The following is a 14,292-nucleotide window of genomic DNA, read 5'->3' as shown; positions in this document are numbered from 1 at the left end:
GGTTCGGTGGCCTGCCAGGAGTTCATCACCCAGTTGGGTCGCAACTTCCAGGTGATCTACGAGCAGGCCAACGCCCATGGGCAGAAGGTGCAGAGCGCCGGCAGCAACATGGCCAGCACCGACAGCGCCGTTGGGTCCAGCTGGGCCTAACCCGCACTTCAGGCGCGGCAGCACACCACCCGTCGGTGTGCTGCCGCGTCCTGCCGTTACCGTGCACTTTGACTCCCTGAGGTACTGATGGACCAACAGACCGCCCGCACCGACATCACCGTCAACGTCGATGGTTTCTGGATGCTCCAGGCCCTCCTGGACATTCGGCACGTCGCGCCGGAGCTGCGGTGCCGGCCATTTGTCTCCACCGACTCGAGCGACTGGCTCAACGAGCATCCCGGCATGGCCGTGATGCGCGAGCAGGGCATCGTCGAAAACGACCAGGTGAACGAGCAGGTGGCCGCGCGGATGCGGGTGCTGGCCGCACCCGACCTCGAGGTCATCGCGCTGCTGTCCAGGGGCAAGCTGCTCTACGGCGTCGTCGACGACGAGAATCAGCCGCCCGGCTCGCGGGACATCCCCGACAACGAGTTCCGGGTGGTGCTGGCCCGCCGGGGCCAGCACTGGGTTTCCGCGGTCCGGGTGGGCGGGGACATCACCGTCGACGACGTCGCCATCGCGGACAGCGCCTCGATCGCGTCCCTGGTATTGGACGCCCTGGAGTCGATCCACCACGCCGAGCCCGCGGCCATCAACGCGGTCAACGTGCCGCTGGAGGAGATGCTGGAAGCGACGAAGTCCTGGCAGGAGTCGGGGTTCAACGTGTTTTCCGGCGGTGACCTGCGGCGGATGGGCATCAGCGCCGCCACGGTGGCCGCGCTGGGTCAGGCGCTCTCGGATCCGGCGGCCGAGGTCGCGGTGTACGCGCGGCAATACCGGGACGACGCGAAGGGGCCGAGTGCGTCGGTCCTGTCGCTCAAGGACGGTTCCGGTGGCCGCATCGCGCTCTACCAGCAGGCGCGGACGGCGGGGTCGGGGGAGGCCTGGCTGGCCATTTGCCCGGCGACCCCCCAGTTGGTGCAGGTGGGCGTCAAGACCGTGCTGGACACGCTGCCGTACGGCGAGTGGAAAACCCATAGCCGGGTCTGACCTTCTCGACGAAACATAAAGTTCACCAATGCCTTTGCACTCAACATGCGGTTGAGATGCCAACACGGCATACTTCTCTAAGAGATTCAGCAAATCTCAAGCCACTGTCACCAAAGTTTTTAGTCGCGAGGCGGGGTAGATGGAATTCGGAATAGTCGAGCTGCACTTTCCTGGGGGCCGCAGCGCCCCCGAAGGTGGGCCGGCGCAGACCCCCGCCCGGCTGGCGGCGCGGGGTTACACATTCACGACGGTAAGGGGTTCACGGCGATGACTGCGGTAGTTGAAGCGCTACAGCCTGACGTTGAGGGAATTTCACAGCCTCGGGCGGTCGTGGTCGGCGTTATGGCCGGGGCGGGCGTACAGATCGGCGTCCTGCTGGATGCCAACGCCCCCGTCTCGGTGATGACCGAGCCGCTGCTCAAGGTGGTGAACAGCCGGCTCAGGGAGCTCGGCGAGAGCCCCCTGGAGGCCACCGGCCGCGGCAGGTGGGCGCTGTGCCTGGTCGACGGCAGCCCGCTGCGGGCCACGCAGTCCCTGACCGAACAAGACGTCTACGACGGCGACCGGCTGTGGATCCGGTTCATCCAGGACACCGAGCATCGCTCGCAGGTCATCGAGCACATCTCCACCGCGGTCGCGGCGAACCTGAGCACGCGGTTCGCCGCGATCGAGGCGGTCGTCGCGGTGCAGGTGGGCGCGTCGATGGTGGCGACCGGCGTGACGGCCGCCTCGGGGTTGCTGCTCTGGTACCGGTGGCACCACAACTCCTGGCTCCCCACCGCGTACTCCGCGGTGATCGCCGCGGTGGTGCTCGGCGTTTCCTTGCTGCTCCTGATGCGGGCCCGCACCGACCAGGACCGCCGCGTCGCCGACATCATGCTGCTGAGCGGCCTGGCGCCACTCACGGTCGCCGCGGCCGCGGCGCCTCCCGGCGGCGTGGGATCCCCACACGCGGTGCTGGGCTTCGGCGTGCTCACCATCGCCGCGATGCTGGCCCTGCGCTTCACCGGGCGTCGGCTGGGGCTCTACACCGCGCTGGTCACCGTCAGCCTCGTCACGGCGATCGCGGCCCTGGCCCGCATGGTCGCGATGACCAGCGCCGTGACCTTGCTGACCACCGTTGTGCTGGTGTGCGTGCTGGTCTATCACACGGCGCCGGCGCTCTCCCGCCGGTTGGCCGGCATCCGGCTGCCGGTGTTCCCCTCGGCGACCAGCCGCTGGGTGTTCGAGGCCCGGCCCGACCTGCCGACCACCGTGGTCCGCTCCGACGGAGGGCCGCCGGTCCTCGAGGGACCCGCGTCGGTCCGCGATGTCTTGGTGCAGGCCGAACGCGCCCGCTCCTTCCTGACCGGGCTGCTGATCGGCCTGGGCGTGTTGATGGTCGTCTCGCTGGCGGCGTTGTCGGACCCGCACACCGGCCAGCGTTGGCTGCCGCTCCTGCTGGCCGGTTTCAGCGCCGGCTTCCTGATGCTGCGCGGGCGCTCGTACGTCGACCGCTGGCAGGCCATCACCCTGGCCGTCACCGCGGTCCTCATCGTCGGTGCCGTGGTGGCCCGGTACGCCCTCGTATTGCAGTCGCCCCTGGCGGTGTCGATCAGTGCGGCGATCCTGGTGCTGCTGCCGGCAGCGGGCCTCACGGCCGCGGCCGTGGTGCCGAACACCATTTACAGCCCGCTGTTCCGCAAGTTCGTGGAATGGATCGAATACCTCTGCCTCATGCCAATTTTCCCGCTGGCATTGTGGTTGATGAATGTCTATGCAGCGATCCGCTACCGGTAGTAGCAAGGTGTGGCGAGGGCGCGCGTCCGCCGCGGCCCTCGCCGCAATCTTGCTCACCTCAGGAGCATTGGCCGGCTTACCGCCCGCCTCTGCGATCTCACCGCCGACGATCGATCCCGGCGCGGTCCCGCCTGACGGTCCGCCGGGGCCGCCGGCGCCGATGAAGCAGAATACGTACTGCACCGAGGTCGGCGTCCTGCCCGGGACCGACTTCCGGCTGCAACCGAAGTACATGGACATGCTGAACTTGCAGGAGGCATGGCAGTTCGGTCGCGGCGCCGGCGTGAAGGTGGCCGTCATCGACACCGGCGTCAGCCCACACCCGCGCTTCCCGCACCTGATCCCCGGCGGGGATTACATCATGGGCGGCGACGGACTGTCGGACTGCGACGCGCACGGCACGATCGTGGCCTCCATGATCGGAGCCGCGCCGGCCAACGGCGCCGGGGTGCCGCCCGCCGCACCGCGCCGGCCCGTCACCATCCCCACTACCGAGCCGCCGCCGAAAGCGCCACCGCCGCAAACGGTTACGCTGTCGCCCCTGCCGCAGACCGTGACGATGGTTCCGCCTCCGCCGCAGGACCAGCCCGCCCCCGGACCGTTCGGTGCGCCACCGCCCGCGCCGCCGGCGGCGCCTCCGCCCGGTAACGGGCCGCCACCGGGGCCGGCGCAGGCCCCTGCGAGCAACCATGGTGGCGGCACGGTGACGATACCGAGCTACTCCGGTGGTGGGCATGTGGTCGGCGTGGACTACCCACGCCCGCTCGACCCGCCCCCCGGCCCACCGCCGCCGCCCGCCCCGCCGTCGGCCGGGCCCGACGCGTTCAGCGGCGTCGCACCGGATGTCGACCTGATCGCGATCCGCCAGTCCAGCCAGGCCTTCGGGCTCAAGGACGCCTACACCGGTGACGAAGACCCGCAGACTCGGGCGAAGATCGACGGCGTGCAGACGATGGCGCGGGCGATCGTGCACGCCGCCAACATGGGCGCGCAGGTCATCAACATCTCGGACGTGACCTGCATGAGCGCGCGCAACATCGTCGACCAGCGGGCGCTGGGTGCCGCGGTCCGCTACGCGGCGGTCGACAAGAACGCCGTCATCGTGGCCGCGGCCGGTGACACCAACAAGAAGGACTGCAAGCAGAACCCGCCGCATGATCCGTTGCAGCCCAACGATCCTCGTAACTGGAACTCGGTCACCACCGTCGTGACGCCGTCCTGGTTCAGCGACTACGTCCTGACGGTGGGAGCGGTCGACGAGGACGGCCGGCCGCAGACCGGGGGCCAGGGTCAGGGATCGACGAGCGTGTCCGGCCCGTGGGTGGGCATCGCGGCGCCGGGCACCGACGTCGTCGGGCTGTCCCCGCGCGACGACGGCGTCATCAACGCAATCGACGGACCGGACAACACGCTGCTGGTCCCTTCCGGCACCAGCTTCTCGGCCGCGATCGTGTCCGGTATCGCGGCGCTCGTCCGCGCCAAGTTCCCCCAGCTCTCGGCCTATCAGGTGATCAACCGGCTGACCCGCACCGCGCGGGCACCTGCGCGCGGGGTCGACAACCAGGTCGGGCACGGCATCGTCGACCCGGTGGCCGCATTGACGTGGGATGTACCCGAAGGTCCGTTGAAGCCGCCGCAGCAACTTTCAGCGCCGCTGAACATACCGAAACCCGTCCCGCACCGGGATATGGTGCCAGTGTGGGTGGCCGCGGGAGGCTTGCTCGGGGCGTTACTGATCGGTGGGGGCGTGTTTGGTACGGCGATGCTGATGAAGCGATCGCGGAAGCAGCAATAGGGCGGAGCAGCAACAGTCATGAAGGCTCAGCGAAAATTGGGGTTGTCGTTGTCGTGGCCACGGGTCACCGCGGTGTTCCTGGTCGACATCGCCATCATGGTGGTGGCCAGCCACTGCCCGGAGTCCTGGCAGGGCACCTATCGCATCGCGTTCTGGGTGGGCGTCGGCCTCGCGGTGCTGGTCGCCCTCTTCTCGCTGATCACCTATCACGGCATCACGCTCACGTCGGCCTTGGGCCACTGGCTGTGGGATTGGTCCGCCGATCCGGGCACCGCGCTGGGCGCCGGTTGCACGCCCGCGGTCGACTACCAGCGCCGGTTCGGCCGCGACAAGGTCGGCGTGCGCGAGTACGAGGGCCAACTGGTCTCGGTGATCGCGGTGAACGGGGGTGACGACGACCCCTCGTCGCGCCACCGGCACCGGACGTCGTCGCCCGCGCTGCTGGTGCAGGCCGTGGCGGATGGGTTGCAGCAGTTCGACATTCACCTCGATGACATCGACATCGTGTCGGTCAAGGTGCGCCGGGGCGGCAACGCGGCGGAGCTTTCGAAGCTCGACGACTGGGGCCCCGAGGAGTGGGAGGTCGCCAACGGCGAGCCCACCTCTTACGTTCGCCGCACCTGGGTGGTGGTGCGAATGAACCCGCAGCTCAACATCGCCGCGGTCGCGGTCCGCGATTCGCTGGCTTCGACGTTGGTCGCGGCCACCGAGCGGCTGGCGCAGGATCTCGACGGGCTCACCTGTGCCGCAAAGCCGTTGACCGCCGAGGAGCTCACCGAGGTCGACCGTGCGGTGCTCGCCGACCTGGAGCCGACCTGGAGCCGGCCCGGCTGGCGCCACCTCAAGCACTTCAACGGGTTCACCACCAGCTTCTGGGTGTCGCCCGCCGACATCACCACGGACACGCTGGATGCGCTGTGGGAGGCGGACACCGTCGCCACCGTGCTGACGGTCCGGCTCAGCGCCCAAGCGGGCCGGCCACACGTGTCGGCCTGGGTGCGCTACCACACCGAGAAGCGGCTGCCCCGGGACGTGGCGGCCGGGCTCAACCGCCTCACCGGACGTCAGTTGGCCGCGGTCCGCGCCAGCCTGCCCGCCCCGTCGACGCACGCCTCGCTTTCCCTGCCGAGCCGCGCCTTGCATGACGACGACGAACTCACGCTGTCGGTCGATCAACTGCGAGGGAGCCCGGCCGGCGTGCCTGCGGCACAATGACCCGGCCGCAATCGACCGCTGAGGGCGCCCGCAACGCGATGGTCGCCGGCCTGTTGGCATCGGGCATTTCGGTCAACGGGCTGCAACCGAGCCACAACCCGCAGGTTGCCTCGCAGATGTTCGCCACGGCCAGCAACCTCGATCCCGGGATGTGCGACGCCTGGCTGGCGCGCATGCTGGCGGGGGAGCGCAGCATCGAGGTGCTGGCCGGCGCCTGGGCGTCGATCCGCACGTTCGGGTGGGAAACCCGCCGGCTCGGCGTCACCGATCTGCACTTCCGGCCCCAGGTCTCCGACGGGTTGTTCCTGCAGCTGGCCGTCACCAGCGTGGAGTCGCTGGCGTGCGCTTACGCCGCCGTGCTCGCCGAGGCCAAACGCTACGAGGAGGCGGCGGAGCTGCTCGACGGCGTCGAACCGCGCCAGCCCTTCGAGCAGGAACTGGTCGACTACGTCCGCGGCGTGCTGTATTTCCGCACCGGGCGGTGGCCCGACGTGCTCAGCCAGTTCCCGGAGGGCAAGGTCTGGCGACAGCCAGAACTGAAGGCGGCGGGGGCGGCCATGGCGACGACGGCGCTGGCGTCGCTGGGCGTCTTCGAGGAGGCGCTTCGGCGCGGCCAGGACGCCATCGAAGGCGACCGGGTGCCGGGGGCGGCCAACATCGCCCTGTACACCCAGGGGATGTGCTTGCGGCACCTGGGGCGCGAGGACGAGGCCGTCGAACTGCTGCGCCGGGTGTATTCGCGGGACCCCAAGTTCAGCCCGGCCCGCGAAGCGCTGGACAACCCGAACTATCGGTTGGTCCTGACCGACCCGGAAACCATTGAGGCGCGCAAAGATCCGTGGGACGCGGACAGCGCGCCGAGCCGTGCCGAGACGGAGGCCGCCCGCCACGCCGAGGAGGCCGCACGGTATCTCGCCGAGGGTGACGCGGAGCTCAACGCGATGCTGGGCATGGAGCGGGCCAAGCGGGAGATCAAGCTCATCAAGGCGACGACGAAGGTGAACCTGGCGCGCGCCAAGATGGGCCTTCCCGTCCCCGTGACGTCGCGCCACACCCTGCTGCTGGGGCCTCCCGGGACCGGCAAGACGTCGGTGGCGCGAGCGTTCAGCAAGCAGTTGTGCGGCCTGACCGTGCTGCGCAAGCCGGTGGTCGTGGAAACCAGCCGCACCAAGCTGTTGGGCCGCTACATGGCCGACGCGGAGAAGAACACCGAGGAAATGCTCGAGGAAGCTCTGGGCGGGGCGGTTTTCTTCGACGAGATGCACACCTTGCACGAGAAGGGCTACCAGCAAGGCGACCCCTACGGGAACGCGATCATCAACACGCTGCTGCTGTACATGGAGAACCACCGCGACGAACTCGTGGTCTTCGGCGCGGGATACGCCAAAGCGATGGAAAAGATGCTCGACGTGAATCAAGGTCTGCGACGGCGGTTTTCGACCGTGATCGAGTTCTTCAGCTACACGCCGGACGAGCTGGTCGCGCTGACCAGGTTGATGGGCCAGGAGAACGAGGACGTCATCACCGAAGAAGCGGCCCACTCCCTATTGCCTTCCTACACAAGGTTTTATCTCGACGAGAACTACTCCGAAGACGGCGACCTGATCCGCGGCATCGACACGCTGGGCAACGCCGGTTTCGTGCGCAACGTGGTGGAAAAGGCCCGCGATCACCGCAGTTTCCGCCTCGACGACGAAGACCTGGACGCGGTATTGGCCAGTGACGTCACCGAATTCAGCGAGCGGCAACTCTTGCGGTTCAAGGAGCTGACCGCCGAGGATCTCGCCGAGGGCCTCAGCGCGGCAGTGGCCGAGAAGAAGACGACGTAACTCGCCCTCGCGTCCGTGGCCGGCGGCCATGACGCGACCTCGGGGACCATTCGCCGCCGAGCGACCCACGTACCGTCGGAGCCGATCGGCCGGCGCTTCCGGAAAAACCGCGGCGCCGAACCGCTCCCAGGAAACTGCCAGCAGCTAGTCAGCGGTGCGGCAGTCTAGCCCGTTTACCCTGCGTGTAGGTGAACAGTAGGGAATGACGGGGCAAATCACTCGCTCGCGGTGCGACGGCGGCCGGCGGCTTCGCTCTCGGCGGCGGTTCGAGCGGGTGGCGCCAGCAACGTGCTGCCGACAGCGCGGTCGGCCAGCAGCCGAGGTGAGTGCCTGCGACTTTGAGGCAATTGGTTCGGTGGTACGCCGGCTGTGAGCTGGCCGGTTCAGGGTGACTGACAATTCGTGGAATTGTCGCGCGTTTATCTCGTGCTGTCTTATGAACGTCAATAGGAGGCCTTTTCCGCTGACGCACATTGCGTTCTAAATAGGAGCCAGATCACATTCAACCGAGGCCGGCAAAATGCCGGGTTCGTGAAGCGAATATTGCCAATACAGCGGTAGCGGACCCTTTCACTACCGTTGCTATCTGCTGCATAAAATTATCTCAAGCTGGGTTTTTACGATATGGTCGAATAGCTGGACGGACCAAAGTTCTCACACTCGCCAATACCGTCGTGTCATTGACCTTTTACATTATGTTACGCGCTCGGAACGGTGCGCGAATACATTACGGTCACGATGATCTTATATTGGTGCAGCGATGGGTTGGGCGTTCCGGACGCCAATCTTCGCCGGGGGAATTCAGCTAGGGAGGAAATGGTCTTGTGCCTGCAGTGTGTGAAGTGAACCCATGGCCGGCGTAGCGGATTCGATGCGTTTCCTTAGAACTGCGCCGCGGTTACGGCCGACCCAGCAAAGCCGCGCCTACCATGGCGGCCACTTGCGGGACCGGAGGTAGTACATGCTGGATTTTGGAGCGCTTCCACCGGAGATCAATTCGGGGCGGATGTACGTGGGCGCGGGGTCGGGCCCGTTGCTGGCCGCTGCGGCGGCCTGGGACGAACTGGCCGCGGAGTTGCAGGCGGCCGGGGTGTCGTACCACTCGACGATCGAGACGCTGGCGACGGGACCCTGGACGGGTCCGTCGTCGATAGCGATGGCCGCCGCCGCGGCGCCGTACGTGGTATGGATGCAGGCCACCGGCGCCCAGGCCGAGGAGGCCGGCACCCAGGCCAAGCTGGCCGCGGGCGCCTACGAGGCGGCGTTCGCGGCCACCGTGCCGCCCCCGGTGATCGCGGCCAATCGCGCTTTGCTCGCGGCGCTGATCGCCACCAACTTCCTGGGCCAGAACACACCGGCGATCGCCGCCACCGAAGCCCAATACATGGAGATGTGGGCCCAGGACGCCGCCGCGATGTATGGCTACGCGGCCTCGTCGGCGGCGGCATCGCAGCTGACGCCGTTCGCCGAGCCGCCGAAGACCACCAACGAGTCGGCCGGTCCGATGCAGGCGGCCGCCGTCACCCAGTCGGGCGCGCAGTCGAGCTCCAACACCGCCGCGCAGCTGAGCACCGCGATGCAACCCATGCTCAACGCCGGCAATGTCCAGGCGACCGCCCCGACGACGGGAACGGGCCTGGGGATCGGACAAAACCTGGACTACTGGAACAACATCTGGTCGGTGCTGACGGGCCCGTACTCCCCGCAATCGTGGAGCAGCGTCCCGGGTGGTCCGTTCCTGTCGTTCGGTCAGGCGTACGCCTGGGGTCAGAACGGCCAGGGCGCCGCCGCCTACCTGTCCGGCCCGAAGGCGATCAACGGCGCGCTCGCCCCCTTGACCAGTGGCCCGAGCGCGGTGCGGCCGATGCTCAGCTCCGCCGTGGGGCCGGCGTCGGGGTCCATGGGCAAGGCGGCCCTGGTCGGGGGCATGTCGGTGCCGCAGGGCTGGACGGAAGCCGCTCCGGCGATCCGAACGATCGCCCAGGTGCTGCCCGCCGACATGACGGCCGCGCCGGCCGCCGCCCTGGCCGGTGAGGAGGGCATGTTCAGCCAGATGGGCCTGTCGAGCCTGCTCGGCCGCGCCGTCGCGAGCAGCGCGACGCGTTCCGTGGGCGGCGCCGCGGCCACGGCCAGTGCGCTGGCCGGTGCCGTCGCCGAGGCCGATCCGGCCGCGGCCACCATCATCGTCATCCCGGCCCTCGAGGACTGACGGCGATGACCACCACACCGAGGCCAGCGCCGTCCGCGCAGGCGCCAAGGACAGGGGAATAGAGATGTTTTACGGAGCCTTCCCGCCGGAGTTCAACTCGGGCCGGATATACGCCGGTCCGGGGCCGGAGTCGTTGGTGGCCGCGGCGACGGCATGGGAGAACCTGGCCACCGAACTGCAGTCCGCGGCGACCGCCTACTCCTCGGTGGTCTCGAGTCTGGCCACCGGCCCCTGGGTGGGTCCGTCCTCGATCGCCATGGCGTCGGCGGCGGCCCCCTACGTGGCCTGGATGCAGCAGACCGCCGTCCAGGCCCAGGAGGCCGCGACGCAGGCCGCCGCGGCGGCGGCCGCCTACGAGACGGCGCTCGCGGCCCACGTGCCGCCCCCGGTGATCGCCGAAAACCGGGCCCTGTTGGCGCAGCTGATGGCGACCAACCTGTTCGGGCAGAACACGGCGGCGATCGCGGCCACCGAGACCCAGTACGGCGAGATGTGGGCCCAGGACGCCGTGGCGATGGACACCTACGCCAGCTCGTCGGAGGTGGCCACCCGGTTCACGCCGTTCAACGACCCGCCGCAAACCACCACCGGCGCGGGCCCGGCGATGCAATCGGCCGCGGTGAGCCAAGCCGCGGGCACGTCGGCCGGCAGCGTCGGGTCGACCATCAGCGCAACGGCCAACTCGCTGACCGCGGGCCCGGGCAACCCGATACTGGCGTGGCTGTCGCAGCTCGCCACCGAATACAACACCGCGGTCACCACCTTCTTGAAGGGCTTCGGCACCACGCCCGCCGGCACCCCCTTGGTCACGGCCATGTACAACGCCGTCAAGGTGCCGTTGGGGCTGACCACCCAGTTCAACGACGTCGGGTTGCTGATCAACTTCCCCCTGTCGCAGTGGCTCAAGTTCGCCCCACCCGCCGCCTACGGCGCGTTGCCGAAGGACGCGCTGGGTGCCGGCCTCGGGGCGCTGGGCTTCGGCCGCGGCACGCTGTACGACGCGATCAGTCCGGCGGCGGGCTTCGCGCGTGGCACCTTGGTGGGGCAGCTCACCGTCCCGCCCAGCTGGGCCTCGGCCACCCCGGCCATCAGGACGGTCGCCGCGGCGCTGTCGGCCGCCGGGCCCGAGGCCGTCCCGGCCGCCAGTCTGGCCGAGGGCGGGCTGTTCAGTTCGATGGCCATGGCGGGGATGCTCGGCAGCGCCCTCGGCGCCGGCGGACCCACCGTGGTGGGGGCCAGCGTGCGCAATCGGATGAAGCCGATCAAGGACCTCAAAGACAAGCAGTCGCCGGAACAACTCAAGCGGCTGGTCGCGCAGATATCGGAGAAGCCCGAAACGGTGCAGCACCACAACGTCGACCAGGAAGGCTTGGACGCCCTGCTCGAGCAGCTGGCGAAGAAACCCGGCATTCACGCGGTCCACCTGAAGAAGGGTGACAAATCCAAGGTCCTGCCCGCTGACGCCCAATTGGGCTGAGGGTCAACATGTTTCGGACCAAACAGCTAAGCCAAGGAGGTTGCGCGATGAAACGGTTACTGGTTCTACTGAGCGCCCCCGTCGTGATCGGTCTGGCGGCGCCGGCTCACGCCGACCCGCCGCCGGTGCCCGACGGGGACGACGGGGCCTTCCTCGCCGCCCTGCATCAGGCCGGCTTCGGCTTCGCCAGCCCGGACGCGGCCGTCGGGGCGGGCCGGGCCGTGTGTTCGTGTCTGAACAACGGCGAGTCGGGCCTCGAGCTGGTCCACGACGTGAAGACGCACAATCCGGGGATGGACATGGAGATGGCCTCCAACTTCGCCATGATCTCGGCGAAGTACTACTGCCCGCATCAACTCTCAAAGGCCTGATTGGCCGGCCCGAGTCAGGCTGATGGACAAGGCGATTCGGCCATAGGATTCGACGCTGCACGCGGTGCGCCGGCGTGAGACAATCGCGAGCTATGAGGATGCTGGTGGGTGTCGTCGGCGTGTGCGCCGTGATCGGACTCGCCGCGCCCGCCCATGGTGACCCGGATACCGGCGGCGTCGACCAGGCGAGCTTTCTCGCGTCGCTGCGAAGCGCGGGCATCACCTACAAGTCGCCGGAGGCGGCGGTCCAGTTCGCCCAAGCGGTGTGCACGGCGATGGGCAACGGCGAGTACGGCCCCCAAATGGTCAACGATCTGAAGGGCCAAAACCCCGGGCTCACTACGGATCACGCGACGTCGTTTCTGGCGATCGCCGCGAAGTATTACTGCCCCCAGCAACTCAACAGGAGCTAGCCGCCCATAGCGGGAACCGTTTGGCGGCCCCCAGGTTTCGCACAGGTGGCCGCCGCGCGTCCGGTTCGGGCGAGGTCCACCCGCTGTTCACCTGAGCCTGGTTAGCTGCGGCTACAACAGCGTGCGCGGCCCGAGGAGAAGGAGTGCCATGGATACGCTCAGCGTCGCCGATTTCGCGCTCCGGCTCGCCGTCGGGGTGGGCTGCGGCGCCCTCATCGGCCTGGAGCGGCAATGGCGGGCGCGCCGGGCCGGATTGCGCACCAACGCGCTGGTCGCGGCCGGCGCGACTTTGTTCGTGCTGTACGCCGTCGCCACCACGGACACCAGCCCCACCAGGGTCGCGTCGTATGTGGTGTCCGGCATCGGCTTCCTCGGCGGTGGCGTGATCCTGCGGGAAGGCGTCAACGTCCGGGGCCTCAACACCGCCGCCACCCTGTGGTGCTCCGCGGCGATCGGCGTCCTGGCCGCGTCCGGGCATCTGGTGTTCACCCTGATCGGCACCGGCACGGTCATCGCCATCCATGTGTTCGGGCGCCCGCTGGGCCGGCTGATCGACCGCGACAACAGCGGCGACGAGGACGAAAGCCTGCGGCCCTACCTGGTGCAGGTGATCGCCCGCCCGAAACACGAGAAGTACGCGCGCGCCCAGATCGTGCAGCACGCCAACGGCAACGACATCACGCTGCGCGGAATCCACACCGGGCGGGCCGACGGCGACGACGAGATCACCCTGACCGCACACCTGCTCATGGACGGGGATGCGCCATCGCGGCTGGAGCGGCTGGTGGCCGAGCTGTCCCTGCAACCCGGGGTTCGTGCGGTCCAGTGGTACGCCGGCGACGAGGCGCAGTCGGACAGCCGCGGCTAGGGGCGCGACTGCAGCTCCGGCGCGGCCGCGGCCAGCAGGTCGGAGCGGTTGCCGGTCAACGGCGGATAGATCCGGCGGGTATTGATGGTCCGCTTGGTGTCCTTGGCCCGGGCACCGACCGACACCACCGCCCGATCCCACCCCTCGGTGTAGAGCGCCCCCGCGGGCCCGAGGTCGAGAACCGTGACGTACCAAGGGATTCGGAGGGCCAGCAGCGGCTCGCCGAACAGGTCACTGATGACGTTGTACCCGGCATAGCGGCCCATCGGGCGGCCGTGTTGGCACGACATCACCGACAGGTGGTCGTCGTCCATGCGGGCCGCCGCGACGTCGCCCGCGGCGAAAACCCCGGGCAGCCCGATCACCCGCAGATAGTCGTCGACGGTGACCCGCCCCAGGCCGTCGCGCGCCACCGGCAGCTGCTCGGTCAGCGAGCTCGCCCGCATTCCGGCGCACCACACCACCGTGGCCGCCGCCAGGATCTCGCCCGAAGTCAGCGACACGCCGCGCTCGCTGATCGCGGTGACGCCCACCCCGCCCCGCGCCTCGACGCCGTTGGCCGACAGGGCTTCTTCGATCACCGGGCGCGCCGCCGCGCCCATATCGGAGCCGATGCGGCCACGATCCAGCAGCACCACCCGGGGAGTGACGCCGCTCGCCGCGAACAGTCCGCGCAACCGCTCCGGCAGCTCGCAGGCCACTTCGATACCGGTCAGCCCCGCCCCGACCACGACGACCGTGGCCGCCGCGGCCGTCGGCGCCCCGTCGGCGAGCCGACGCAGATGGTCCCGCAGCGCCAGGGCGCCGGCATAGGTGTCGACGTCGAAGCCGTGTTCCCGCAGCCCCGGGATGGCGGGTTTGAGGACGTGGCTGCCCGACGCCAGCACCAGCCGGTCGTAGGGATAGGTCACCCCGTTCGACGTGGCGACGGTTCGCGCGTCGGTGTCGATGCCGGTCACCTCGGTGGCAACGTGCGCCACCCCAACGGGGTCGAGCAGGTCGGCGAGCGGAATCCGGCAGGGCGTCAGGTCGGCTTCGTAGTTGCGCACCCGGATGTCGTGGAAGGGTTTGGCGCTCACCACGGTGATGTCGACGCTGCCCGCCGGGATGGCGAGCTCGTCGCACCGGCGGGCCGCGCCGAGTGCCGCCCATAACCCGGCGAACCCCGAGCCGATCACCAGCACAGCGGTCAAGTG

Annotated in this window: 11 protein-coding genes and 1 pseudogene; 11 read left to right on the top strand and 1 reads right to left on the bottom strand. The window is 68.8% G+C overall.

What is annotated here, in order from left to right:
• From A5730_RS23780 to A5730_RS23730, 11 genes and pseudogenes are all read left to right on the top strand, one after another.
• Positions 1-150: pseudogene (locus A5730_RS23780) on the top strand (type VII secretion protein EsxI); the annotation flags it as partial.
• 87 nt (positions 151-237) lie between these two features.
• Positions 238-1,140: an ESX secretion-associated protein EspG gene (locus A5730_RS23775; protein ID WP_067905889.1), complete on the top strand. Its 903-nt coding sequence runs from the start codon at positions 238-240 to the stop codon at positions 1,138-1,140.
• 267 nt (positions 1,141-1,407) lie between these two features.
• Positions 1,408-2,919 carry a type VII secretion integral membrane protein EccD gene (gene eccD, locus A5730_RS23770; protein WP_067905888.1) on the top strand — a complete coding sequence of 504 codons (1,512 nt, stop codon included), beginning with the start codon at positions 1,408-1,410 and terminating at the stop codon, positions 2,917-2,919.
• Positions 2,897-4,714, top strand: a complete 1,818-nt coding sequence (locus A5730_RS23765) for a type VII secretion-associated serine protease mycosin (RefSeq protein ID WP_067905887.1) — start codon at positions 2,897-2,899, stop codon at positions 4,712-4,714. Before eccD ends, A5730_RS23765 begins: the two co-directional genes overlap by 23 nt.
• An 18-nt stretch (positions 4,715-4,732) precedes the next feature.
• Complete coding sequence (gene eccE / locus A5730_RS23760) at positions 4,733-5,929, top strand: type VII secretion protein EccE (protein ID WP_067905886.1); 1,197 nt, start codon at positions 4,733-4,735, stop codon at positions 5,927-5,929.
• Positions 5,926-7,758 (top strand): type VII secretion AAA-ATPase EccA, encoded by a 1,833-nt coding sequence (eccA, locus tag A5730_RS23755; RefSeq protein ID WP_067905885.1) that lies wholly within the window; start codon positions 5,926-5,928, stop codon positions 7,756-7,758. The genes eccE and eccA overlap by 4 nt, the downstream gene beginning before the upstream one ends.
• Before the next feature lie 961 nt (positions 7,759-8,719).
• Positions 8,720-9,967 (top strand): PPE family protein, encoded by a 1,248-nt coding sequence (locus A5730_RS23750; protein ID WP_067905884.1) that lies wholly within the window; start codon positions 8,720-8,722, stop codon positions 9,965-9,967.
• Positions 9,968-10,031: 64 nt separating this feature from the next.
• Positions 10,032-11,444, top strand: a complete 1,413-nt coding sequence (locus tag A5730_RS23745) for a PPE family protein (RefSeq protein ID WP_067905883.1) — start codon at positions 10,032-10,034, stop codon at positions 11,442-11,444.
• A gap of 47 nt (positions 11,445-11,491) precedes the next feature.
• Positions 11,492-11,815, top strand: a complete 324-nt coding sequence (locus A5730_RS23740; RefSeq protein ID WP_067905882.1) for a DUF732 domain-containing protein — start codon at positions 11,492-11,494, stop codon at positions 11,813-11,815.
• 92 nt (positions 11,816-11,907) lie between these two features.
• Positions 11,908-12,228 carry a DUF732 domain-containing protein gene (locus A5730_RS23735; protein ID WP_067905881.1) on the top strand — a complete coding sequence of 107 codons (321 nt, stop codon included), beginning with the start codon at positions 11,908-11,910 and terminating at the stop codon, positions 12,226-12,228.
• Positions 12,229-12,376: 148 nt separating this feature from the next.
• On the top strand, positions 12,377-13,096 hold the full coding sequence (locus tag A5730_RS23730; RefSeq protein ID WP_067905880.1) for an MgtC/SapB family protein: 720 nt from the start codon (positions 12,377-12,379) through the stop codon (positions 13,094-13,096).
• On the opposite strand, the gene A5730_RS23725 is transcribed toward A5730_RS23730, so the two are convergent.
• A complete protein-coding gene (locus A5730_RS23725) occupies positions 13,093-14,289 on the bottom strand; it encodes an NAD(P)/FAD-dependent oxidoreductase (protein WP_067905879.1) in 1,197 nt (398 codons plus the stop codon). The two genes, A5730_RS23730 and A5730_RS23725, sit on opposite strands and share 4 nt — an antisense overlap.
• Positions 14,290-14,292 lie beyond the last annotated feature (3 nt).

This window comes from Mycobacterium sp. ACS4054 (assembly GCF_001667275.1).
Taxonomy (GTDB): Bacteria; Actinomycetota; Actinomycetes; order Mycobacteriales; family Mycobacteriaceae; genus Mycobacterium.
The sequence above is the reverse complement of the archived record's forward strand: the minus strand, read 5'-3'. Positions and strand labels throughout refer to the sequence as shown.

Bases quoted from the DNA above. Each gene is read 5' to 3' on its own strand.
- eccD (WP_067905888.1), top strand. From the start codon at position 1,408: ATGACTGCGGTAGTTGAAGCGCTACAGCCTGACGTTGAGGGAATTTCA.
- eccE (WP_067905886.1), top strand. From the start codon at position 4,733: ATGAAGGCTCAGCGAAAATTGGGGTTGTCGTTGTCGTGGCCACGGGTC.
- A5730_RS23775 (WP_067905889.1), top strand. From the start codon at position 238: ATGGACCAACAGACCGCCCGCACCGACATCACCGTCAACGTCGATGGT.
- A5730_RS23730 (WP_067905880.1), top strand. From the start codon at position 12,377: ATGGATACGCTCAGCGTCGCCGATTTCGCGCTCCGGCTCGCCGTCGGG.
- A5730_RS23765 (WP_067905887.1), top strand. From the start codon at position 2,897: ATGCAGCGATCCGCTACCGGTAGTAGCAAGGTGTGGCGAGGGCGCGCG.
- A5730_RS23740 (WP_067905882.1), top strand. From the start codon at position 11,492: ATGAAACGGTTACTGGTTCTACTGAGCGCCCCCGTCGTGATCGGTCTG.
- eccA (WP_067905885.1), top strand. From the start codon at position 5,926: ATGACCCGGCCGCAATCGACCGCTGAGGGCGCCCGCAACGCGATGGTC.
- A5730_RS23745 (WP_067905883.1), top strand. From the start codon at position 10,032: ATGTTTTACGGAGCCTTCCCGCCGGAGTTCAACTCGGGCCGGATATAC.
- A5730_RS23735 (WP_067905881.1), top strand. From the start codon at position 11,908: ATGAGGATGCTGGTGGGTGTCGTCGGCGTGTGCGCCGTGATCGGACTC.
- A5730_RS23750 (WP_067905884.1), top strand. From the start codon at position 8,720: ATGCTGGATTTTGGAGCGCTTCCACCGGAGATCAATTCGGGGCGGATG.